This is a genomic window from Selenomonas oralis, from assembly GCF_051603425.1.
Taxonomy (GTDB): domain Bacteria; phylum Bacillota; class Negativicutes; order Selenomonadales; family Selenomonadaceae; genus Selenomonas; species Selenomonas sputigena_A.
Map to the genome: position 1 here is coordinate 43,902 of NZ_CP194411.1, position 22,251 is coordinate 66,152.

Consider the following 22,251-nt stretch of genomic DNA (forward strand, 5'->3'; position numbering starts at 1 on the left):
GGATGACGAGATTCAAGCAGGAGATTCTCTCTTTCATTTTCAGAAATTATCGAACAAAAAAAAGCAACCGCTCCCAGGAGGCGGAAAGCCTCTTTCGGCGCGGCTGCTCTTCGTCTATATACTTATCTCAGTGTCCTATGGACGAGGTGCATACTGCATTCAGTTGATAACAGGAGCAGGAGCCTGGAAAATGAAATGGTAGACATCGACACCGGGAACGCGCATGCTGCCCAGATCGCGCACGAGGCCCATGGATTTCCATGTGCTGTAAATGACCCTATTCGGTGTGTATACTTCCATACCATCTCTCAATGCCGCAGCGATTTCCTCAGCGCCAGCCTTGCCCGAGCGAGTGCACCAATACTCGGTGTAGCTGCTGCCATTCTTCACATAGACAGAGGAGCGCGCCTGATCCGTGCATTTCGTCTTCATCGTGCTTTCGCTGATCGAATAGCGCTCCACAGAGGCAAAGCAGAGGCTGGACGAGAGCAGCAACATCGCAAATGTCGCGGAAAGGATTTTCTTCAGTTTCATAATGGTTCCTCCTTTGAAAAATTTTAAAATCAATCCGTGCGCAAATCCACTCAAACGCCGGATTTCTTGTTTTTATTATATCATAATCAAATAATAAGCACCCTGTCATAAATGACAGGGTGGAAAAACTTTTTAGCTCCTCGCTGTTTCGTATGAGGAATTATATACGAACAAAGGTGTTTCCATCTTCGTGAATAACCCTGCAGCATCGAATTCAGGGAGACCGGATAGCAAGATTCCATTTGCCATCCCATGGAACAGGCTCTTTTTCCGAGCCGATGTATGGATCGCATTTTATAATCAAGTAATCGCCTCGAGCGGAATCACATGCGGCATACTATGCTCATCGACATAAATTTTCGTTTTGACACGATATACCTCTTCCATCATGGACTCCGTGAAAATCTCACGCGGCTCCCCCTGAGCGTACACTTCCCCCTTCTGTAAAATGATAATCTCATCAGCAAATTTCGCGGCCAAATCGAGATGGTGCAACGTTACCAATGTCGTAAATTGATTTTCGCGGGTCAATCTTTTCAATAAGGTCAGCAGCTTGAATTGCTTATGCAAATCCAGCGCACTGGTAGGTTCGTCGAACAGCAATACCGTAGGTTCCCTTACCAGTGCCTGCGCAATAAACACAAGCTGCCGCTGCCCTCCGCTCAGAGCCATGATGCTGCGAGAAGCAAGCTCCTGCATATTCAACCGCTGCAGCACTTCCTCCGTCGCTCGAATATCTTCCTCTTTGACGCGGAAAGACAGCGAGCCCATACGCCCCAGCATGACGATCTCAAAGACCGTCAGATTGATTTTGCAGTCGTTGTCCTGAGACAGATAGCTTACCGTGCTGCTGAGTTCCTCGGACGAATATGTCTCAGCCAGCTTGCCGTTGATGCGGATATCCCCTTTGCCCGACAAGATTCCTATGATCGTTTTCAAGAGCGTTGATTTCCCTGCGCCGTTCGTTCCGATTACAGCCGTCAGTTTTCCGGTCTGAGCAACAAAATCAACACCCCGCAATATATTCTTTTGGGAATCGGAGGAATATCCAAAGGTCAAATTATGAACTTCAATCATTTGAAATAACTCCTTTTCCTAGTCAATACCAACGAGAAGAAAAAGGGGACACCGATGATTGCCGTCACAATACCAATCGGAAACATCGCCCCGGGAATCAGCATTTTACTGCCAATGGACGCCAGCGATAAGATCGCCATTCCGCACACTGCAGAGAGAGGCAGGAAATACCGCTGATCCTCACCGACCAGCATCCTCGCAATATGCGGTCCGACGATGCCGATAAAGCCGATCGTTCCCACGAAGGACACGGCGACTGCGGTGATGATCGATATGAAAAGAAAAACTTTGACTCTCAGACGCTCGACATTGATCCCCAAACCGGCGGCCTTTTCATCCCCCAGCTTCAGTGCCGTCAGCCGCCACGATTCGCGCATCATAAGCGGAAGCATCAGGAGCAGTACGATGAAAACAATGGAGATGTTCAGCCAAGTTGCTTTTGACAGACTGCCCATCGTCCAAAAAACAATGTTCTGGAGAGCTTCGGGCGTTGCCATATACTGCATCAGAGATTGAAGCGCCTGGAACAAGAACATCATGCCAATACCGGCAAGGATCATTGTCTCAGAGGAAAAACTCTTGATCTTATTGATGGAGTATATGAAGAAACTCGTCAGTCCTGCGAATATAAACGCACCGAAAGGCACCATGAACTCACCCAGAAACTCCAGTGAGCTCAGTCCGACCACAACCACGAGGGAGGCGCCGAACCCCGCGCCTGCCGATATGCCGAGGGTATAGGGGCTAGAGAGCGGATTATCGAGAATCGTCTGCATTCCCGCCCCGGCAATCCCCAGAGAAGCCCCGACGAGCAAAGCCATGACGGCCGTCGGAAGCCGAATCGACCAAACGATGACATTCGCGTTTTTGGAAACCTCCGGCGACTGTATCACCGCCAGCCAAACATCCTGTGGCGTGAGCGAGGCCGGGCCTACAATCACGTCGGTCATAAAACTTATTGCACAAATCAGCAGCCCGAGCAAAATAAAGATGATTTTGCGGTAACTCTGCTTTTTGTAGTCAAAATGATCCTTCATCTCTTCCACTATGTTAAGCCCTTTCCTAATTCAAATGCATGAACCAAATTCCCCCATAGGAGAACGGAAGAAATTTTTCGTAGAATTCCTTGAGCGTGCCTTCCGGATCAACATCTGCGAACTCTTCGGGATAGTACGTCTTGGCCAGATACTCAAATACAGCGCAGTCGTAGACCTCACGCGGCAATCCATGATGAGCCGAATAGATCTGCTTGTTCTTGACTGCTTTCAGCTGATTCCAACCATCGCGCTGTGTAAATGCCTTCAAGAGCTCCTGAGAATTCTCTTCGCTTGTTTCAAATCCGAGGCGCATGGCAGTAGCCTTTTTCGGCCAATAGGAGCCCATGATCATGATGATGTCGGGATCCTTTTCCAGAATAAATTCGGGATTGACAGGACCCGCCGATGCGACTACATCTTTTGTAATGAGATCGGCGCCGCACACCGTTGCCAAGGCACCCCATGCAACCTTGCTGCTGTATGCAGTGCCAAATCCTTCTGGTCCTTCATTGCCCGTCTCAATATAGACCGTCGGTTTCGGCTTGTTGATCTTATTGACGCGGTCGGTGACCCTTGTCACGTGCTCCGTATAAAACTTCTTGAGCTCTTCCGCGCGCTCCTCCTTGCCCAACGCCTTGCCGATGGCTTCAATCGAACGCTGATGATTTTCAAGCTTCTCCGCATGATAGTCGATATAAATAGTCGGTATTCCGGCTGCATCGATCTTCGGCTTCACATCGGATTCGTACTGATCTTTCATGTACAACGGGATAAAGATGACATCCGGATTCAGAGAAATCACCTTTTCCGTATCGAAGGTTTTTTCATTCACAGCGCCGATGAGAGGAATCTTTTCCAATTCCGGAAGATCCGCTTTGAAATGATTCCACATATCCACACGATATTTGCTTAAAGACGGATCAATCCCAACGATGATATTGGCAACATCCTTGCCTGTCAGTGCCGCCATCGTCATAAACGCACCGCCCGAAGCACTCCACTGCACAACGACGCGTTCTGCCGGCTTTTTCAACGTGACTGTCTGTCCTGTTACATCCGTAATCTCAATGGGCTTGTCATTCTGCGCCGCATCCTTCTTCACATCTCCTGAACCTCCGCAGGCCGTGAAAATCATGCTGACCATCAGAAGAAGAACCGTAACAACGGAAACCATATACTTCTTTGTCTGAAACATGAAAACACCTCGTTCTTTAATTTTTTGAGACCACCTCTTGTTGATTCCACCGAATCATTGCCGATCCGGATACGGTCAAACACAATTTGCCTTTGCTCCTGCCATCACCTTCTCCCCAATCTTCTCTTCTGCCTCCGGATTCAGATCCTTCTTCTATATAATTTTTCTGCACTCCATATCATCAGCAACGGCGCGTTCACGATGAAGTTCTCTGCCGCCCTCGCTCCATACAAAAAGCCCGTTTCCCCATCCAAAGGAAACGGGCTGTAATCTCAGCTGCTCAAAAAACACCATACCGAATAAGCTCAGGCATAGTATGAGCATCCATGTATACAAAATCTCCATCCCCGTCACTCGCAGGTCAATCGGTGATTGTCAACTAGGCAGTTCTCCTGGCTTCAGTTCATCGTTTCTTTGCGCCTTCCCAAGAAAAACTCTCAGTGACCAAGAACGCTGTGCGTCCTTCTGCAAAGTCGCTCGCTGCTACAGTGGCGTGACCGCTTTGGCTTGCACCAAATTCCCTATTAAGTCCAAAGACACCCAATTCAATCATATAAAATTTTTATTATATAATAACATGAGACTTGTAACGTGTCAATCAAAACCTTCAGGCAGATGGATTGGGTCTGCCTTGTAGCAGGTTTTGACGCTCGCATAGCCGGTCTTGCTCTTTACCGTCTTCGTGCCCGTAACCGTGAGTTTCCTGCCGTCGGCACAGAGATAGGCGTCTTCGTCGCTGAGATAGGTCATGTTCTCGAAACGCCCGATGTCATTCTTCCAAGCCCGGGTCTTTGCTCGTTCGTAGTTGTTCGGCTTGATGTAGGCCGCCTGCCCATTCGCTTTGAGATAGACGTAGTTCTCTTCGCTTTCATAACCAGCGTCGGCGATGACCTTGGCATAGCGCTCCTTCGTATGCGCATGAAAATCTTCTAGGAACGGGATGAGCATCGTCGTATCTGTCGGTTGCGGTCCAACCGTTGCCCATGTGATGAATTCTGCATCGACGCCGCATTGGATATTGTAGGCCGGCTTCAGTTGTCCGTTTCGCATCGCATCTTCTTTCATCCGCATAAAGGTCGCATCGGGATCCGTCTTGGCGAAGCTGTTGCGCGTTCCCATGATGCGGAGCTTTTTCTGGTAATCTTTCCAGCGTGCGATGAATTCGTCCAGTTTCTCCAGCATCTTTTGCAGCATGCTTTTGCGCCGTCCACTCCCATGAACGAAGACGAGGCCTTGCTCCTTCTGCAGACGTTTCAGTTGCTTGCGCATCTTCTAAAGAAAGTTCACATCGCGTCGGCAAGCCGTCTCAATTCTTCGAGAGCTGAAGAGATGGTTCATGCCAGAATAGATAAGAATGGCGAGCAGTTGCCTGGGGGACGCCAGATTTTTGTCGATACGTCCATAGGTGCGATAGAGCGCGGTTAGATCCATCCCTCCGATACATTGGCGGAGCAGGCGAACCGGGTCATTCTTGGGAATCTGTATTTCAAAATTCAGGGGCAAGCAGGGTTGATAAGTTTCGCCCCATGCGGTATAGGCTGGTTGTAAAATTAGGTTTTTTTGCATAAGTCTATTTTACACCCGCCTCCGCCCTTTTGCTAGGGCGGAGGCACTTTTTGTACACGAAAAAGCTGCCGCACATGATTTATGTGCGACAGCCCCGTTGCCGTATCTTTTGCAGCTTCATCCGCCGCGTCTTTTCCTGTCTCATCTGCTGCCCCTTATGAAACCAGCTGCCGCAGCTTCTTATAGGCGAGATGCGCTTCTTTCGATCTGCCGATCATATCAGGGGCTCTCGGACGGTGCAGCCGGCCGACGCAAAATTGCCGCTCGCTCGTCCTGCCATGCCTCCCCCCATGAGCAAACGCGCCGATAAAGATGGTGTACGAACTTCTTTGCCGCTAAACAAACGAAACCGCCGGAAGAACCGGCGGTTTCGTTTGTTTAGCGATAACAGATTCGTGTTTCACCAAACCCCTGCCCCGTGAGCCTGCCGACGCCGGAGAAGGTGGCGAATTGGGCGAGCAGCAGGGCGACTTGCCGCTGTTCCTCAGAGAGCCGCGTGACGTCGAAGTTGTATTTGCCGGAAAAGGCGAGCATGCCGCGATCCCTGGCGAAGTAGACGCGCCGTGCAGCGCCCTGCCATTCTCCCGGCAGAATCTCTGCGGCAGCCGCCCTCACCCAATCCTTGTCCATCTCCACAGGCATCTCCAGCTGCTGCCATTTGTCAACGAGGGACGAGAATATGAATACGGGATCGGGCGAGGGATAATCCCTGTCGTCGCGCCGAAAGGAAACCGGCGAGAGGAAGCGCATCTGGATTTCCTGTATATGACGGACGGAAAGCACCCTCGCGACAAGCTCCATCTCATCGAGTATGCCGGACTCCTTCGTGCCGTCGGCCACTACGTGCTCCACGCGCAGGGGAAGCGTCCCTGCCTGCAGCAGGCCGCCTTCCCGGACATGAAATGCGGCCCGCAGCACTTCCTCCTGCATGCCTGTGATGCGCCATCTCATGCGTTCGCCTTCGTGCACATCCGACGCCTTGCCATACTCCCGCTTCGTTTCCCTCTTGAGCAGGGACACCGTGAACGGCTTGATATTCGTCTTCTCGTGGATATCCTCGGCGAGAGACGGCGAATATGCTTCGAGTATCTTGAAAAAAAGCCCGTGCATCCATCTGCCGTGAAAGAAAGGCAGCTGCGCCCCTCTCTCTGCCCGAAGCTCGTAGACGACCGCCCCGATCAAAAGAAATTCCTCCTCATGACAAGTCCAGTCCCATCAGTGCCTCGCCTGTGTCAAGGTCAAAAATCTCGATTTTCTCATCCGTCATGACTGCGATGGTCGCTCTGCCGTCCTCACGCTTCGAAAGCGACGGCGAGCCGGGATTGAGAAAAATGGTATCGCCGCGCTTTTCGAGCACGTTCGTATGGATATGCCCCGTGACGAAGACATCGGCACGCATCGTGCGCGCCGCCTCGTCCTTCGCCGCGTCGCTCTCGATGAGATGCCCGTGCGTGGCGACGATGCGCCTGCCGCCTGCGAAAACATAAGCATAAGGCGCCTGAATCGGCGTCTCAAGCACGAGCTGGTCGACTTCGGAATCGCAGTTGCCGCGGCAGATGAGGACGGGCGGCCTGCTCGCGTTGATCCTCTCAGCAAGCCCGGCAGGGTTGTAGTCCTCCTTCATCGGGTTCCGCGGTCCGTGATAAAGCACGTCGCCTGCATGGATGATGAGGTCAGCGTCATGGAAAAACTTCTCATAGGCCAGTTCCCAGCGTTTTTCACAGCCGTGCGTATCGCTGATGATGCCGATTTTCATGCCCTCGCCCCCTCAGCCGATCTTCTTCATGAGGCTCGCAAGCTCCATCGCCGCCAGAGCGCAATCCGCGCCCTTGTTGCCGGCCTTCGTGCCCGCACGCTCGATCGCCTGCTCGATGTTCTCCGTCGTCAGAACGCCGAAGAGCGTCGGCACGCCCGTCGAAAGCCCGACCTGCGCGACGCCTTTCGACACTTCATTGCAGACATAATCATAATGCGTCGTCGCGCCGCGAATGACTGCACCGAGGCAAATCACGGCATCGTATTTGCCGCTCTCGGCCATCTTCTTGGCAACAATGGGAATCTCGAACGCACCCGGCACCCAAGCGACGTCGATGTCATCTTCCTTCGTCTCGTGACGATGCAGCGCATCGAGCGCACCGCCCAAGAGCTTGCTCGTGATGAACTCATTGAAGCGAGCCGCCACGATGCCGATATGAAGTCCCTTGCCTGTAATAAAACCTTCGATCGTCTTTGCCATGATTATCTCTCCTTAATTCTGCATCATCGTTACAAAACGATTATGCATAGACGTATTATAGTACCCTAATTTATGTAGGGCATACCAGTCCTCAACCAGAGCCTCATCCGCAACATGCAATGCAAGCAAAACTTCTCGGGCAAATTCCAACGGTGCAGAACCATTGGCTGTAACCGTATTCTTGTCACAAACCGCCTGTTTGGGCTGAAAATGCGCCGCACCTTTATACTGCGAATCTCCCCACTGCAGCTCAGACAAACTGTTTCCCGTGTGCTTCACAGCATCCAAAGCACCCGCCGCAGCTAAAAATCCTACTGCATCACAAATACCGCCTAACAATCTGCCATTTTGCGAACAATGCGTTACCAGAGGAAACAGTTTCCGTGCGCGTTCTTCACGCCACCGCATTCCTCCAATCAAAAGCAATGCCGCATAATCGTCTGGCACAGTATCTATCGTATAGTCCGGTATCGTCTGAAGTCCACCGATGGAACGCACACTCTGTGTCGAAAGCGAAACCGTCTTGATTTCAAATTTTCCTTGACCAAGCAGGTGAACCCCCGACGAGATATACGCAGCTTCCCAATCAGCATATTCTTCAAGAAGCACCAATAGAATTGTTTCCATTATTTCTCTCCCATGATTCAAACCACGAAGTCATTATCATTTCGCCAGATCTTCGTCGTTCAAAAGGTGTCCCATCTTGACTTTCTTGACACGCAAGTAGCGCTTGTCGAACTTGTTCGCCTTGACGACGAGCGGCACGCGCTCGACGATTTCGAGATTGTATCCCTCAAGGCCTGCACGCTTCGCGGGATTGTTCGTCATGAGGCGAATGGTCGTAAGGCCGAGATCGGAGAGAATCTGCGCACCGATGCCGTAATCCCTGAGATCCGGTGCGAAGCCGAGCTCGACATTCGCCTCCACCGTATCGGATCCCTTGTCCTGCAGCTCATAGGCGCGCATCTTGTTCGCGAGGCCGATGCCGCGCCCTTCCTGGCGCATGTAGAGCACGACGCCCTCGCCTTCCTTCTCGATATTCTTGAGTGCGATGGCGAGCTGATCCCCGCAGTCGCAGCGCATGGAGCCGAGCGCATCGCCCGTCAGGCATTCCGAATGGACGCGCACAAGCACATTTTTTTTGCCCTTGACCTCCCCCTTGACGACAGCCAAGTGGCACTTGCCGTCGAGCATGCTCTCATAGGCCTTGATGCGGAAATGGCCGTAACGGCTCGGGAAATCAACGTCGGCAATCTGCTTGACGAAGCTCTCCGTGCGCTTCCTGTACTCAATGAGATCCTTGACCGTGATCATGTTGAGCCCATGCTTTTTCGCAAACTCTTTAAGCTCCGGCGTGCGCATCATCTCGCCGTCGTCGGCCATGATCTCGCAGCAAAGGCCTGCCGGATAGAGGCCTGCAAGGCGTGCCAAATCCGTCGTCGTTTCCGTATGCCCCGCGCGGCGCAGAACGCCGCCCTCGACGGAGCGCAGAGGGAATACATGGCCGGGACGGCGGAAGGTCGCAGGCTTCGCCGTCGGATCCAGCATCCGGCGAATCGTCTGGCAGCGTTCAAAAGCCGAAATCCCCGTGCCCGTCTCTACAGCGTCAATGGAAACCGTAAAGGCGGTTTCGTGGTTATCCGTATTATGCGCCACCATCGGGCCGATATCGAGCTCGTCGAGACGCTTGCCGTCGATCGGCGTGCAGATCAGCCCCTTCGCGTACTTCGCCATGAAATTGATGTGCTCCGGCGTAACCGTTTCCGCCGCCACGATGAGGTCGCCCTCGTTCTCCCGATCCTCATCGTCTACAACAAGAACCATCTTGCCGTTCCGGATATCCTCGATCGCCTGTTCCACCGTTGCAAAATCCGACATATATATACACTCCTTACCTCTATAAGAAAAATATTCAAAATCCCTGCTGCTGCAAAAACTCCAGTGTGACGCCGCCCGGCTTTCCGCCCGAGGCCCTGTCCATTTCCGCGTTTCCGGCTCGCATAAGCTTTTCCACATACTTGCCCAGAATGTCCGTCTCGATGTTCAAGAGGCTGCCGACGTGCTTGCTGCCCAGGTTCGTGATCTCCCGTGTGTGCGGAATCAGGCTCACCGTGAAATCCCCTGCCGTCACACGCGCTACCGTGAGGCTGATGCCGTCGAGTGCGACGGAACCTTTTTCCACGATATAGCGCAGCAAGGGCGCTTCCGTCCGCACGGTCAGCAGAACGGCATTGCCTTCTTCCTTGACGGCGCTTATCGTACCCACGCCGTCAATATGGCCGCTGACGATATGTCCGCCGAGGCGGCTCCGAAGCGTCAGTGCGCGCTCCAAGTTGACGGGACTGCCGCGCTTCAGCTCCGAGAGCGAGGTACGCCGCACCGTCTCAGGCATGACATCCGCCGTAAAATGCACCGCATCGAAATGCGTCACGGTCAGGCAGATGCCATTGACCGCTATACTGTCTCCCAAAGCCGTATCTTCAAGAACTCTCTGCGCCTTGAGGGAAATTTCCCCACCTGAGAGTTTTTGCAAAATGCCGACTTCCTCAATAATTCCTGTAAACAACGGCTACTCCGCCTCCTTGATCACATAGCCCGTGAGGAGGATGTCCGCACCGACAGGCTCCGCTGTCATGCGCTCCAGACGCACGGCATCCGAAAGTTCGGCAATCCCCCGGCCCTCGACCGGGCTCAAGGCAGTTGCCCCGCCGACCATCTGGGGCGCGATGAAAGCGTGCACCTTGTCGACAAGTCCCGCCTCAAGCAGGGAAAAATTCAGTGTGCCGCCGCCATCGACAAAGACCGAGGTCATTTTTTCCTCCGCGAGGAACCGCATCAGCGCCCGCAAGTCGACTGCGGGGCCTTCCCCCAAAGCGATGACCTCCACACCGGCTTCACGCAAAGCCGACACCTTTTCCGCAGGCGCCGATGCCGTCACAGCGAGCAGCGTTCTTGCCGCACCGTCCGCGACGACGTTTGCCGTAAGCGGCGTGCGCGCCCGACTGTCGACGATGACGCGCACGGGGTTCCTGCCCGTGCCGTCCGCCAGTCGCGTCGTCAGCGAGGGATTGTCAGCGAGCACCGTGCCGATGCCGACGAGGATGGCGTCGGCCACATCGCGCATCTCGTGCACGCGCTGCCGTGCCGCCTCCCCCGTGATCCACTGCGACTTGCCCGCCGCTGTCGCAATCTTGCCATCCAGCGTCATCGCCGTCTTGAGTGTGACGAAAGGCATCTTCTGCGTCACCCATTTGAAATACGCTTCATTGATTTGACGCGCCTCTTCTGCCAGCACGCCGACCGTCACCTCAACGCCCGCCGCCTCAAGCAGCGCCTTGCCCTTGCCTGCGACAAGCGGATTCGGATCGAGCACGGGAACGACGACACGCTTGACGCCCGCCTCCACGAGCGCCTTGGCGCAAGGCCCCGTGCGCCCGTAATGCGAGCAAGGCTCAAGCGTCACATAGGCCGTCGCGCCGCGGGAGAGCTCTCCCGCCATCGCGAGTGCATGCACCTCGGCATGGGGCGTGCCCGCCTTACGGTGCCACCCTGCCCCGACGACGCGCCCCTCGCGTACGATGACAGCGCCGACGAGCGGATTCGGCGAGGTGCGCCCCAAAGCATTCTGCGCCAACAGCAGCGCCTCACGCATAAAATCCTCATCCCGTCGCATCTTCCCGCCTCCCCTCTTTCATTTTTACCATGAAGCCCCAAGAGGTCAAGCCGTAGGCGCAGACCGATTGGCTAGGCTTCTGTAAGGGCGACGCACAATGTCCACAACGTGGACGTTTGTGCGTGTAGTTTACCATGAAGCCCCAAGAGGTCAAGCCATAGGCGTAGACCGATTGGCTAGGCTTCTGTAAGGACGGCGCACAATGTCCACAACGTGGACATTTGTGCGTGTAATTTCTGCACAAAAAAAGACCGCAAAAAGAACACTCTTTTCACAGCCTTCGTAATGCAAACAAACTCTTGCACGTCTTTTCCCATCCAGACTATACTGTCGGCTTCGGAATCACACCGAATCTGCCAAAAGGCTCGCGGGCTATAGGAAGCACGAACAACGCAAGCGCTTCCTTCACCGCCGGTGGGGAATCTCACCCCGCCCCAAAGACTGCTTTTCTGCTAGAAAGGATACCATAAGACTAGGATATTTGTCAAGACATGCTCGCTCCTGCAACTCCTGCCGGCAGAGAGAGCCTGATAAATTGAGCACCGCAAAGATTCCATTGCGCCAAAGTGCATAAACGCATGGCCGCATCCTGAAAGAATCATAAAAAGCATATCCGAGCAAAATTTTATGTTATACTCTAAACAAGAGCTGCCTTCAACCATGGCACGTCCTGCCATACCAAAGAAAGGAGCATTCCCATGAACCCGCGTTTTTTTGTAGCCAGCTGCGTCTTTACCGAAGGAGAACCCACCCTCAGCCGCAAGGTGCAGGCCTATGTAACGGAGCGCTTTTCCCTGCCCGTAATCCGCTGCTGCGTCGGCAAGTACAAGGTGCAGGAGTTCGAGGAGCGCATGCCCGCCTGGTACCGTGATGAGTGGCGTTCGATCGAGCATTTTCGCGACTATCCCGCGGGCAGCACAATGGTTTCCATCTGTCATAACTGTTCCGCCATATTCGAGGAGCGTCATCCCGAAATACACTGTCAATCCATCTGGGAGCTGATCTTGGAGGACGACCGTTTTCCCTACCCGAATTACCACGGGGAACGCATGACAGTGCAGGATTGCTGGCGCTCCAAGGAAAACCACGCGGAGCAGGATGCCGTGCGCGAGCTGCTGCGCCGCATGAACATCGAGATCGTCGAGCTTGCTGAAAATCAAGAGCATACGAAATTCTGCGGCATCTCCCTCTACCAGCCGCAGCCCGCAAGAAATCCCAAGCTTGCCCCAAAGCGTTTTCTTGAAGGTGCAAAAGGCTTGTTTCAGGAACATACGCAGGAAGAAAAAAAGCGGCTCATGGAAGAGCACTGCGCCCAGATTGCCACGGACAAAGTCGCCGCCTACTGTCACTACTGCCTCCTCGGCCTGAACCTCGGCGGCAAAAAGGGATTCCATCTGGCAAGGCTTCTCTTCGAGCCGGAAAACGTATGCGACGGAAATTATGCGTCAAGATGACGATGCTGAATTGATCCGTGCTTCTTTAAACCTCACTTTCAGCAAACACTTCCCCATACGTTTCCCTTACAGCCGCCTCCATCGCTTCAAAGGCAGGAATGAACCGCGCCAGGATCTCCGTCACCAAAGCCCTTGCACGCGTGCTGTCATACATATGCGCCAGATCGTTGCGCACACGCAGCATATCGAGCCACACCGCTTCATCAAGGAAGTCAAAGCAGCCGTACGCCGCCTTGATGATCTTCCGCGGCGAGCCGGATGCAGCAATCGGCTGACCCTCATAACGAAGGAGCTCTTTCAGCACCTTCCAGCCCAGCTCAAATTGAATGGAAAACTTATCGATGATGCCGCTGATGATAAATTCGTTCTCCAAATCCTGCAGCGGCGCCTGCGCCAATACTCGCAGGTGGCGGGAAAATCCCTCATACCTTTTCATACAGCGTCACCCCTTCACGCTCAATCTCGGCAATAAGCTCTGCTGACGGCGATTCATTCATGTTGACAATATCAAAACGCAGAAGCGTTTCCACCTTCTCATCCACATCGAAGGCAAAATCGCGGAAATCCCTGCAGTCATAGACGGCAAGATCCACATCGCTCTTTTCCCTATGCGTCCTTCGCGCCCTGGATCCAAAAAGCATCAGCCTGCCCACATCGTAACGTCTTGCCAATTCCCTAAGCTGTGCGAATATCTTCTCTTCCCGCGCTGTCCACATCAGCCGCATCTCACCAATCATCGCCGTCATCCCCGTCATCGCTGTAAGCATCTTCATCATAGTAGTCGTCATCGCCATAATCGTCGTCATAGTCGTAGTCTTCACGATCGCCATCGTCATCATAAACATCGTCATAATCGCCATCATCGTCGTCATTGTCATAAATGCCGTCATCATCATAGTCGTCATCTTCGTCGTCATAGCGGCTACTTTCCGTATAGCTGCCATCCTGCCTATGAACGGCATCCGCGTATACCTCATTCCCGATCGGATGTCCCCAGTCCTGCAGCTCATCCTGCCGAAAATCCGGACTTTCCCGCCGCGAATCCACGGGCGCACGGCTGCCGCTGTCATGGAAGAACAACCGGGACAAACCCAAACCAATAAGCCCGCCGATAACGAACTGCGGCAAATAATCGAGAACGCGCCACCTAGGACGCAGCTCGCCATAAGAACCGCGCCGCTGCTCCCCCATTCCCTGCAGCTCTCCGCCGCGCCTTCGGCTTTGCCCTCTCGCTCCGGCCTGCGACCGCCGCCGAAGCTCCTCCTGCACCGCCGCTTCTCGCAGCGGAAACGCCTTGCCGCAAGCCGAACAGAAAGCATCCGCATCCCCGAGCTTCTTCCCGCAATAAGGACAAAACTTCGCCATCGCCACAAACCCTCCACACTCTGCAAAAAGTTATTCTCTATCCCCATTATAGGCATATTCCCTGATCCAGGCAACAACAAAGCCCGACATTCCGCCTTGCTCTGCTGCAAGCCGGAATGTCGGGCTTTTCTAAACGACACATTCATCCAAAAATCAGTTCGTCGCCACCGATATATCGAGTTCGACGACGTGACCGCCGAGATCCATGTCGACGGCGAGGTAGCTGTCGCTACTGATCTTGATTTGGAAATCCTCACCGATGGAGAGCGACGGCGTGGAAATGTCGACCTCAAGACCCAATCCCGCAATATGCGTTGCGGTATTCGCAGTCAGCATGTTGCTGAGTTCGGAAATGGCGCTCTGCGCCATCTCATCGAAGTTATCGACGGGCATGCCCATCATCATCGTGGAGGCGATGAACTTCGCCGTATCTTCCGTCATGTTGTATACGACGTTGCCGCGTATATGCTTTGTGAAGCCGACGATGACAGAAACGCCGAGACTGACGGCATTTTTCTGCTTAACGATGACCTTGGCGCGCTTGGGTTCAGGAAAGCCGATCTGCGGCATCACTGCCGTGAAGGCATCGATAAAAGGATTGACAAGTTTTGCATCCATACCCATTTATTCACCCTCCGCAAATCCAAGATTCAAGCAAATATCCCCGATGCGCGTCTTGGCGACAAGCTCAAAGGATGTGAGCTTCGGGTTCGCGATGCGGATGTTCGCACCGCTGATCGTGCCGGGCGGCGTCAGGCGCATCTCCTTGTCGCGGAAGATGTCGTTGACCTTGGATACGCCCCTGCCGACAATGATGTTGGCGGATTCTTCAACGGAATCGTTGACCACATCCTCCTCGATCTTATCGTTTTCTTCCATGGCAAGCATGTGACGCGCAAAACGGCGCATGACATCCGCATCCATATGCACGACGGCGCGTCCCATGGGCGTTCCTGTAAGGCCGATGATAACGGCAATGCCTCGAATCGTCAGATAGGGGCTTTCATCGAAGGAAATCTCGACTTCGCTCTCCATGCCTAGCAAGCTGAAGATACTGCGCTGCAGCGCCTGCGCGAAGGTCGTCACATAAGAATCTCGCAGCATGGCAGCGGCATCGCCCTTCTTGCGGCAGAGTATGCGCAGCATGTCGACAATCTCCTGCGGCTTCACAGGCTTTTGCAGGAAGGCATGGATGCCCGCCTCACGCCCCTGCGCCACGAGGCTCGCATCCTTCATCGCACTGATCATGACGATCTTCGCCTCGGAATCGAAGGCGAGAATGCGGCGGCTCGTCTCGATGCCGTTGGCATCCGGCAGGTTCATGTCCATCGTGACCGCCGCCGGCTTTGTTTCCTTGTATTTTTCAACGGCCTCAGCTGCATTGCTCGCGATGGCACAGACATCGAAGCCGGCCTTCTTGAGTATGCCTTCGAGCATGGCCTGGCTGACCCGCGAGTCGTCGACTACCATTATCTTGACTTTATCCACTAAGCTCACCTATTTTCTTTCCGCCTATAGAATTGTTTTCCAGCGAAATAATAGCCTCGTTTCATCCTATCGGCTAAAATTCTTAAAAGATTAAGCGCTCTTTCCGCTTGCAGCGGCAAAATCATGCCAGACGCGCCAGTATCGTGCGCGCCACATGGACGCCGCTGGCTCCGGCCTGCGAAAGGCCGCGCGTGACGCCCGCACCGTCGCCGACAGCGAAGACATTCCTGAGCCTCGTTTCAAGCTCCTTTGTCAGCACGATGCGCGAGCTGTAAAATTTGACCTCGACGCCATAAAGCAGGGTATCGTCGTTCGTCATGCCCGGCGCGACCCAATTCAGCGCCTGTACCATCTCAATGATATTGTCGAGATGACGCTTGGGCAGCACGAGCGAGAGGTCGCCCGGCGTGGCGTGGAGCGTGGGCTCCATGAAGCTATGGCCCATGCGGTGCGCATTCGTGCGTCGCCCTTTGATGAGATCGCCGTAGCGCTGCATGATGATGCCGCCGCCGAGCATGTTCGAAAAGGACGCGATGCTCTTGCCGTATTTATGCGGCTCGTTGAACGGCTCCGTGAAATGGTTTGAAACGAGGAGCGCGAAGTTCGTATTATGGCTCTGCATGGCCGGATCGCTGTAGGAATGGCCGTTGACGGTCATGATGCCGCCCGTGTTCTCCATGACGACATGCCCGTGCGGGTTCATGCAAAAGGTACGCACGGAGTCCCCATAACGCTTTGTGCGATAGACGAGCTTCGCTTCATATACCTCGGAAGTGATGTGGTTAAAAATCTCGTCCGGCACTTCGACGCGCACACCGACATCGACTTGGTTGTTTTTCTGTTCGACCCCGAGCCGCCGACACTCGTGCGAAAACCATTCGGCTCCCGAACGCCCCGGCGCAATGATGAGGTATTCAGCTGCAACCGTCTCGCCGTTTTCCAAAGCCAGGGCATTGTCACCCGCACCATCGGAGATGATGTTTTTGACCGGAGCGCCGAAGCGGAATTCAACCTTTTCCTTCATATACTCGTAAGTCTTTTCCAGCATTTTCAGGTTGTTTTCTGTGCCAAGATGGCGCACACTCGCTTCCAGCAGGTGAAGATCATGCTCCAAAGCCAGCTTGCCTATTTTGCTGCCCTTCGTGCTGAATACCTTGCTCGGGGCGCCGTGACGCATATTGATCGTATCGACATATTCGATGAGCTGCATGACTTCGCGCGCGTTGATATATTCGCCGAGCCAGCCGCCAAACTGCGTCGTGAAATTGTACTTGCCGTCGGAAAAGGCGCCCGCCCCGCCAAAGCCTCGCATGATGCTGCAGGGATTGCAGCCGATGCAGCTCTTGACCTTGCCGGCAGAGATGGGACAGACCCTATGATAGATGTCGTTGCCGCTCTCGAGGACGACGATGGAAAGACCGGGCTTTTTTTCAGACAGCTCATAGGCTGCAAAGATTCCCGCCGGACCCGCGCCCACAATGGCGACATCATACTTTTTCATGCCGCTGTTCCCCCTGTCGCTGCCATATAAAAAAACAGTTCGATAGGAAACTTGCTGAACATATGTCCACCCGCTTTGCACGAAAATCGCCCATCGGTCTGCACCTTCAGGCTTGACCTCACAGTAAACTTTCAGGACATAGGTTCAGCCGGCACGCGAAACAACATCGTTTGCTTTCGATTCCTTCTCCTGCGATGGCATCATCACAGCATCGTGCTGTACATATATCCTCACGCCTTGCAGAAACCTCGCCAATCAGCCTGCGCCTTTGGCTTGACTTCTTGGGGTTTCATGGCAAATTAATGGAAAGCCTTTTCCGAAGGCCATCCTTCTACAAGTGGTATTATATAGGAATAACTTCCTTTATGCAAGGGATTCATTGCCAAATGTATCCCTTTTCATTATAATAGGGAAGTATATTCCGTATCCCAAACGCCCATGGGATGGACTTCCCGTGCCCTGTGGCCTTTTGTGTGCTTTTTCCCTGCTGCTCTGCAGGAAGCAGGAAAAGAACGTCTGGAACATTCGTGTTCCTGATCTTGAGGAGGATTTGCCTTGACAAACAACATCGCGATCATCATCGCTTTTATCGTCTATCTAGGCTTCATGATGTCCATCGGCATATATTATTATCGCCGCACGCGCAGCATGGCCGACTATATTCTTGGCAACCGCAGGCTCGGCGCCTGGGTCACGTCCATGAGCGCAGAGGCTTCGGATATGAGCGGCTGGATGCTCATGGGGCTGCCGGGCTTCGCCTATGTCGCCGGCCTCAATGCCGGCTGGATTGCCCTCGGTCTCGCGCTCGGCACTTATGCGAACTGGAAATTCGTCGCCTCACGCCTTCGCAAGTACACAGAACTTGCGAATAACTCCCTGACTTTGCCGGACTTCCTGCAAAACCGCTACGAGGACAAATCGAATCTCCTGCGCATCATCCCCGCCATCTTCATCCTGATTTTTTTCATCATCTACACATCCTCGGGTTTTGTCGCAGGCGGCAAACTCTTCGAGACGATTTTCGGCCTACCCTACACATACGCCCTTTTGCTCGGCGCTTTCGTCGTCGTGTTCTATACGCTCGCCGGCGGCTTTCTCGCTGTCTGTTGGACGGACTTCATACAAGGCGTGATGATGTTCTTCGCTATTTTGCTCGTGCCTGCGACGGCCTCCTATCTCCTCGGCGGTCCGTCTACAACGCTTGCCGCCATCTACACGCTCGACGCCTCTTTCTTCAATCCGTTTCAGAAGCCCGACGGCTCCACCATCGGCTGGATCGAGTTCATTTCCCTCATGGGCTGGGGGCTCGGTTACTTCGGGCAGCCGCATATCCTCGTGCGCTTCATGGCAATCCGCTCTTCTCATGAATTGGGCCGCGCCATGCACATCGCCATGACCTGGGTCGCCATCTCGCTTTCCGCTGCCGTGCTCGTCGGCATGGTCGGCAAAGCGTTTCTCATAGAGCCTCTTTTCGGCACGAATACAGAAACCGTTTTCCTCGTAATGACAAATACGATCTTCACCCCCTTTGCAGCGGGGCTCATCCTCTCCGCCGTACTCGCTGCCATCATGAGCACGGCCTCATCGCAGCTCCTCGTCGCAGCCTCGGCTTTCGCACAGGACTTCTACCGTTCCCTGCTGCACAAAAAAGCCGGACAGACGGAACTCGTCTGGGTCAGCCGCCTCTCTGTCCTCGTCATCGCTTCGCTCGCCTTGCTGCTTGCCATGAACCCCGCGAGCCTGATCCTCGATATCGTCGCCTATGCCTGGGCAGGCTTCGGCGCAGCTTTCGGCCCGGCGCTCCTCACCTCGCTTTTCTGGCGGCGTGCCACAAGAAACGGCGTCCTCGCCGGCATCATCACCGGCGGCCTCACGGTGCTGATTTGGAAGCAATTCGCCTTTTTCGGCCTCTACGAGATCATCCCCGGCTTCCTCCTCGCCCTTCTTGCCATTTACATCGTGAGCTGCCTCGACAAACCGCCTGCCAAGAGCATCACGGACACCTTCGATGCGGTGGGGAAAAGCGACATATAAAATGAAGCATTGCCGCAGATCAGGAGAGGATGAAGATTCATGGAAGAAATGACTTCTTGGAACCTCGTTGAAACCGAAGATGATATCGAGCTTCTGCTTCGTATATATCACCGGTTCCATGATGCCTGCATCGTATCCGCATCATATCAGAGCGGAACCACCGTCGATCATGACGGCACAATGCACTATCCCTCTGCGAACGGACACAACATGACGATCTTTTTTCAATCCCAAATGGCACTGCGAACTTTGGAACTTCAATTCAGCGGCGTAAGAGCGGCTCACTTGATTGGTTGGGACGATAATCGCTTCTGTGAAATTTTTGATGCAACATTATCCTTTGCGGAGGGACTGCTGCCGGGAAAACCTGAGCGATTGATTGCATGGGCAGGCTGCAGTGAATTCGACTTCAAGCAACTTCATAATCCCTTGCATGAACCTGCAAGTTATATCATAGCGAACAAGCTGAAATGGCGATTCGTTCAGCAAGATTAGCCGCACGCGCAGTTTGGCGTGAAAAAGCGCAGTCATTGGACGCAAATTCTCAGCTTCCAATGACTGCGCTTTTTGGCTTTCAATGCTTCGCCGCATAGCGGGAAACGACAGCACAAACCGCCGCCTGTGCGGCGGACGGCGCCGTCGGGACGACAGCTGCTGAACATCATGTCCTGAAAGTTTATATAGGTATAGCTTGCATATTTATATTTTCCCCATTTTTGTCAGATATAACTGACAAAAATACATTTTATCCTTGCATGTCAGATATAAACAGATTAAAATTACTATATCAACAATATGCGAGGTGATTCTATGATTCCGCGTGAACGATACATTCAGCAAATACGCCCTTTCATAGACAAGGATATCATCAAGGTTCTCACGGGCTTTCGCCGTTCAGGGAAATCCGTCATGCTGGAGCTGCTTCAAAATGAACTGCGCGCGCACGGCGTCGGAAATTCACAAATCGTCGCCTTTAATTTTGAGTCATTCAGCAACGTAAAGTACCTGTCTGCTGCAGCCCTCCACGAGGAACTGACACGCCGTATAGCGGCAATCAAGGGAAAAGTCTATCTCTTCTTCGACGAAATTCAGGAGGTTACAGATTGGGAAAGGTGCATTAACTCCTGCCGCGTCGATTTTGACTGTGACATATATATCACGGGCTCCAATGCCAAATTGCTCTCCGGAGAGCTAGCCACCTATCTCGGCGGACGCTATGCAGAATTCGTCATCTACCCATTTTCGTTTTCCGAATACATTGAGAGCAACGCGGGTTACAGCGAAAGCATAGACATAGCGAAAGCATTTCACGCCTACATCCAACTCGGAGGAATGCCATTCCTCATGAACTTTGCCGGTGCGCAAGAACCTGCGCGCCAATATTTGCGCGACATCTACAGCTCCGTCGTACTGAAAGACATTGTAAAACGGAACAACATTCGGGACGTTGATCTTCTTGAGCGCCTCATCACCTACATCATGGCAAATCTCGGTCGCACCTTCAGTGCTCGAAGCATTGCCAATTATTTCAAAAACGAACAGCGAAAAATCGCGCCCGAAACCATCCTGAACTATATGCACACTGCATGCGATGCCTATCTTTTCTACAAGTTGAGTCGTGAGGACATTCTTGGGAAAAAGATTCTATCCGTCAACGAAAAATATTACGTCATCGACCACGGTCTTAGGGAAGCAGTTTTTGGCGGTAATACAAGGGATATGGATCAGCTGCTGGAAAACATTGTCTGTCTGGAACTGCTGCGTCGCGGCTATCATGTCACCATCGGCAAAGTTGACCAACGCGAAATAGACTTTGTCGCCAAAAAAGATGACACACGCATCTACATCCAGGTCGCCTATCTCCTCGCCGCAGAAGAAACCATCGCACGGGAGTTCACTGTACTCGAAAGCATTCGCGACAACTATCCGAAGTACGTCCTCTCCATGGATGAGTTCGATCTCAGTCGCAACGGCATCCTCCATCGTAACATCCGCGACTTTCTGTTAGCAGAAAAGTGGCAGTAAAACCCTCCTTTTCGGCATACGGTAGACACACTTGAAAATCCGCTTCTTTGTCTCCGGCAAGTACAGAATGCGCATATTCGGGGTACATAAACATCATCAGCGGCACCCGCGCCGTTCTGCCGATATAAACCTTGATCGATTCCTTCCCCATATTGCAGCACCTCCATAAATTTATATACCTTTTCCGCAGGTACACTCCATCCGTCACACGGTTTCCAAGCGAAAAGCAGGAAAAAGCACATCTAGAGACGAATTCTTAGTAATAATTGCTGAGAGGAGGCACTGCCGTGCTGGGGGTAGAACGTCGACAAAAAATTATGGAAAATCTGCGGCTGGAGAAAAAAGTATATGTATCGGAGCTGAGCAAACTCTTTGGCGTAACCGAAGAGACCGTGCGCCGGGATCTGGAGAAATTGGAAGGAGAAAACCTCCTGCGCCGCAGCTATGGCGGAGCAACGCTTGCCGAGCATACAAGCGAAGATCTTTCCTTTATGCGGCGCAGTGCAGTCAACAGCGCAGGCAAAGAGGCAATCGCGCAGAAGGCGGCGCAGCTCATTCATGACGGCGATACCATCATGGTGGATTCAAGTACAACCTGCATGGCGCTCTTCAAAACCTTGCAAGACAAGAAGGATCTCACGATCATCACGAACTCGATTCGTCTGATTCATCGTTTTATGAACACGCCGTTCAAATTCATCTCAACCGGCGGAACGCTCCGATCGAATTCAGGAGCACTCACTGGCACAGTCGCGTGCACGACGCTGCGCAAATACTTCGTGGATCGCGCGGTCATCAGCTGCAAAGGGCTGGATCAATCGAAGGGTCTCATGGAGTCAAACGAAGAAGAGAGCATCATCAAAGAGGTCATGATTGAGCAGGCTAAACAAACAATCCTGCTCGCCGATCACTCTAAGTTCGGACACACCGCATTCACGCAAACGTGTGCCCTCACAAAGATTGCAACGATTGTCACAGACGTTCCACCCGATGCGTCGTGGCAGAACTTCATTGCGGAGCAAGGCATCGAGTTGATTGATTAGATTCAAAGAGGGACTGTTTTACG

Annotated in this window: 24 protein-coding genes and 2 riboswitches; of the genes, 5 read left to right on the forward strand and 19 right to left on the reverse strand. The window is 53.2% G+C overall.

Going from position 1 to position 22,251, the window contains the following annotated elements:
• Positions 1-159: 159 nt before the first annotated feature.
• The 13 genes from ACRTGH_RS00200 to ribD form a co-directional block, all read right to left on the reverse strand.
• The gene (locus ACRTGH_RS00200; RefSeq protein ID WP_368848034.1) at positions 160-534 is read right to left on the reverse strand and encodes a hypothetical protein; all 375 of its coding nucleotides are present in this window, start codon (positions 532-534) and stop codon (positions 160-162) included.
• 300 nt (positions 535-834) lie between these two features.
• Entirely contained in the window at positions 835-1,611 is a 777-nt protein-coding gene (locus tag ACRTGH_RS00205; RefSeq protein WP_368848035.1) for an ABC transporter ATP-binding protein, read from the reverse strand.
• Positions 1,608-2,648: a FecCD family ABC transporter permease gene (locus tag ACRTGH_RS00210; protein WP_368848038.1), complete on the reverse strand. Its 1,041-nt coding sequence runs from the start codon at positions 2,646-2,648 to the stop codon at positions 1,608-1,610. Before ACRTGH_RS00210 ends, ACRTGH_RS00205 begins: the two co-directional genes overlap by 4 nt.
• A 25-nt stretch (positions 2,649-2,673) precedes the next feature.
• Positions 2,674-3,843 carry an ABC transporter substrate-binding protein gene (locus ACRTGH_RS00215; RefSeq protein WP_368848036.1) on the reverse strand — a complete coding sequence of 390 codons (1,170 nt, stop codon included), beginning with the start codon at positions 3,841-3,843 and terminating at the stop codon, positions 2,674-2,676.
• A gap of 365 nt (positions 3,844-4,208) precedes the next feature.
• A riboswitch (cobalamin riboswitch) is annotated at positions 4,209-4,402 on the reverse strand.
• A gap of 35 nt (positions 4,403-4,437) precedes the next feature.
• Entirely contained in the window at positions 4,438-5,037 is a 600-nt protein-coding gene (locus tag ACRTGH_RS00220) for a transposase (RefSeq protein WP_438474446.1), read from the reverse strand.
• Positions 5,038-5,115: 78 nt separating this feature from the next.
• Positions 5,116-5,409: a transposase gene (locus tag ACRTGH_RS12245; protein WP_488657301.1), complete on the reverse strand. Its 294-nt coding sequence runs from the start codon at positions 5,407-5,409 to the stop codon at positions 5,116-5,118.
• Positions 5,410-5,787: 378 nt separating this feature from the next.
• Entirely contained in the window at positions 5,788-6,591 is an 804-nt protein-coding gene (gene cas6, locus ACRTGH_RS00225) for a CRISPR system precrRNA processing endoribonuclease RAMP protein Cas6 (protein ID WP_368847683.1), read from the reverse strand.
• 13 nt (positions 6,592-6,604) lie between these two features.
• The gene (yfcE, locus tag ACRTGH_RS00230) at positions 6,605-7,165 is read right to left on the reverse strand and encodes a phosphodiesterase (protein ID WP_368847684.1); all 561 of its coding nucleotides are present in this window, start codon (positions 7,163-7,165) and stop codon (positions 6,605-6,607) included.
• A 12-nt stretch (positions 7,166-7,177) separates the two neighbouring features.
• Positions 7,178-7,645 (reverse strand): 6,7-dimethyl-8-ribityllumazine synthase, encoded by a 468-nt coding sequence (ribH, locus tag ACRTGH_RS00235; protein WP_368847685.1) that lies wholly within the window; start codon positions 7,643-7,645, stop codon positions 7,178-7,180.
• A 12-nt stretch (positions 7,646-7,657) separates the two neighbouring features.
• Positions 7,658-8,272: a type 1 glutamine amidotransferase family protein gene (locus tag ACRTGH_RS00240; protein WP_314625550.1), complete on the reverse strand. Its 615-nt coding sequence runs from the start codon at positions 8,270-8,272 to the stop codon at positions 7,658-7,660.
• Positions 8,273-8,308: 36 nt separating this feature from the next.
• Positions 8,309-9,523, reverse strand: coding sequence for a bifunctional 3,4-dihydroxy-2-butanone-4-phosphate synthase/GTP cyclohydrolase II (locus ACRTGH_RS00245; RefSeq protein ID WP_368847686.1), 1,215 nt, complete (start codon positions 9,521-9,523; stop codon positions 8,309-8,311).
• Between the two features lie 34 nt (positions 9,524-9,557).
• Positions 9,558-10,211, reverse strand: coding sequence for a riboflavin synthase (locus ACRTGH_RS00250; RefSeq protein WP_368847687.1), 654 nt, complete (start codon positions 10,209-10,211; stop codon positions 9,558-9,560).
• Between the two features lie 3 nt (positions 10,212-10,214).
• Entirely contained in the window at positions 10,215-11,318 is a 1,104-nt protein-coding gene (gene ribD, locus ACRTGH_RS00255; RefSeq protein ID WP_368847688.1) for a bifunctional diaminohydroxyphosphoribosylaminopyrimidine deaminase/5-amino-6-(5-phosphoribosylamino)uracil reductase RibD, read from the reverse strand.
• Between the two features lie 301 nt (positions 11,319-11,619).
• Positions 11,620-11,764: riboswitch (FMN riboswitch) on the reverse strand.
• Between the two features lie 252 nt (positions 11,765-12,016).
• Between ribD and ACRTGH_RS00260 the strand changes: the two genes are divergently transcribed.
• A complete protein-coding gene (locus tag ACRTGH_RS00260) occupies positions 12,017-12,772 on the forward strand; it encodes a hypothetical protein (RefSeq protein WP_368847689.1) in 756 nt (251 codons plus the stop codon).
• A gap of 25 nt (positions 12,773-12,797) precedes the next feature.
• Here the strand turns inward: ACRTGH_RS00260 and ACRTGH_RS00265 are convergent, their stop codons facing one another.
• The 6 genes from ACRTGH_RS00265 to ACRTGH_RS00290 form a co-directional block, all read right to left on the reverse strand.
• Complete coding sequence (locus tag ACRTGH_RS00265) at positions 12,798-13,208, reverse strand: HI0074 family nucleotidyltransferase substrate-binding subunit (RefSeq protein WP_368847690.1); 411 nt, start codon at positions 13,206-13,208, stop codon at positions 12,798-12,800.
• The gene (locus ACRTGH_RS00270; protein ID WP_368847691.1) at positions 13,195-13,527 is read right to left on the reverse strand and encodes a nucleotidyltransferase domain-containing protein; all 333 of its coding nucleotides are present in this window, start codon (positions 13,525-13,527) and stop codon (positions 13,195-13,197) included. Before ACRTGH_RS00270 ends, ACRTGH_RS00265 begins: the two co-directional genes overlap by 14 nt.
• A complete protein-coding gene (locus ACRTGH_RS00275) occupies positions 13,499-14,137 on the reverse strand; it encodes a zinc ribbon domain-containing protein (RefSeq protein WP_368847692.1) in 639 nt (212 codons plus the stop codon). The genes ACRTGH_RS00270 and ACRTGH_RS00275 overlap by 29 nt, the downstream gene beginning before the upstream one ends.
• 153 nt (positions 14,138-14,290) lie before the next feature.
• Complete coding sequence (locus tag ACRTGH_RS00280; protein ID WP_368847811.1) at positions 14,291-14,755, reverse strand: chemotaxis protein CheX; 465 nt, start codon at positions 14,753-14,755, stop codon at positions 14,291-14,293.
• Positions 14,756-14,761: 6 nt separating this feature from the next.
• Positions 14,762-15,634, reverse strand: coding sequence for a response regulator (locus ACRTGH_RS00285; protein ID WP_368847693.1), 873 nt, complete (start codon positions 15,632-15,634; stop codon positions 14,762-14,764).
• A gap of 112 nt (positions 15,635-15,746) precedes the next feature.
• On the reverse strand, positions 15,747-17,126 hold the full coding sequence (locus tag ACRTGH_RS00290) for an NAD(P)/FAD-dependent oxidoreductase (protein ID WP_368847694.1): 1,380 nt from the start codon (positions 17,124-17,126) through the stop codon (positions 15,747-15,749).
• A gap of 555 nt (positions 17,127-17,681) precedes the next feature.
• On the opposite strand from ACRTGH_RS00290, the gene putP reads away from it, so the two are divergent.
• The 4 genes from putP to ACRTGH_RS00310 all read left to right on the forward strand — a co-directional run bounded on the left by putP (position 17,682) and on the right by ACRTGH_RS00310 (position 22,228).
• Positions 17,682-19,160 carry a sodium/proline symporter PutP gene (gene putP / locus ACRTGH_RS00295; RefSeq protein WP_368847695.1) on the forward strand — a complete coding sequence of 493 codons (1,479 nt, stop codon included), beginning with the start codon at positions 17,682-17,684 and terminating at the stop codon, positions 19,158-19,160.
• A gap of 39 nt (positions 19,161-19,199) precedes the next feature.
• The gene (locus ACRTGH_RS00300) at positions 19,200-19,655 is read left to right on the forward strand and encodes a hypothetical protein (protein WP_368847696.1); all 456 of its coding nucleotides are present in this window, start codon (positions 19,200-19,202) and stop codon (positions 19,653-19,655) included.
• A 315-nt stretch (positions 19,656-19,970) separates the two neighbouring features.
• Complete coding sequence (locus ACRTGH_RS00305) at positions 19,971-21,185, forward strand: ATP-binding protein (protein WP_368847697.1); 1,215 nt, start codon at positions 19,971-19,973, stop codon at positions 21,183-21,185.
• Between the two features lie 287 nt (positions 21,186-21,472).
• Complete coding sequence (locus tag ACRTGH_RS00310) at positions 21,473-22,228, forward strand: DeoR/GlpR family DNA-binding transcription regulator (protein ID WP_368847698.1); 756 nt, start codon at positions 21,473-21,475, stop codon at positions 22,226-22,228.
• Positions 22,229-22,251: the final 23 nt, after the last annotated feature.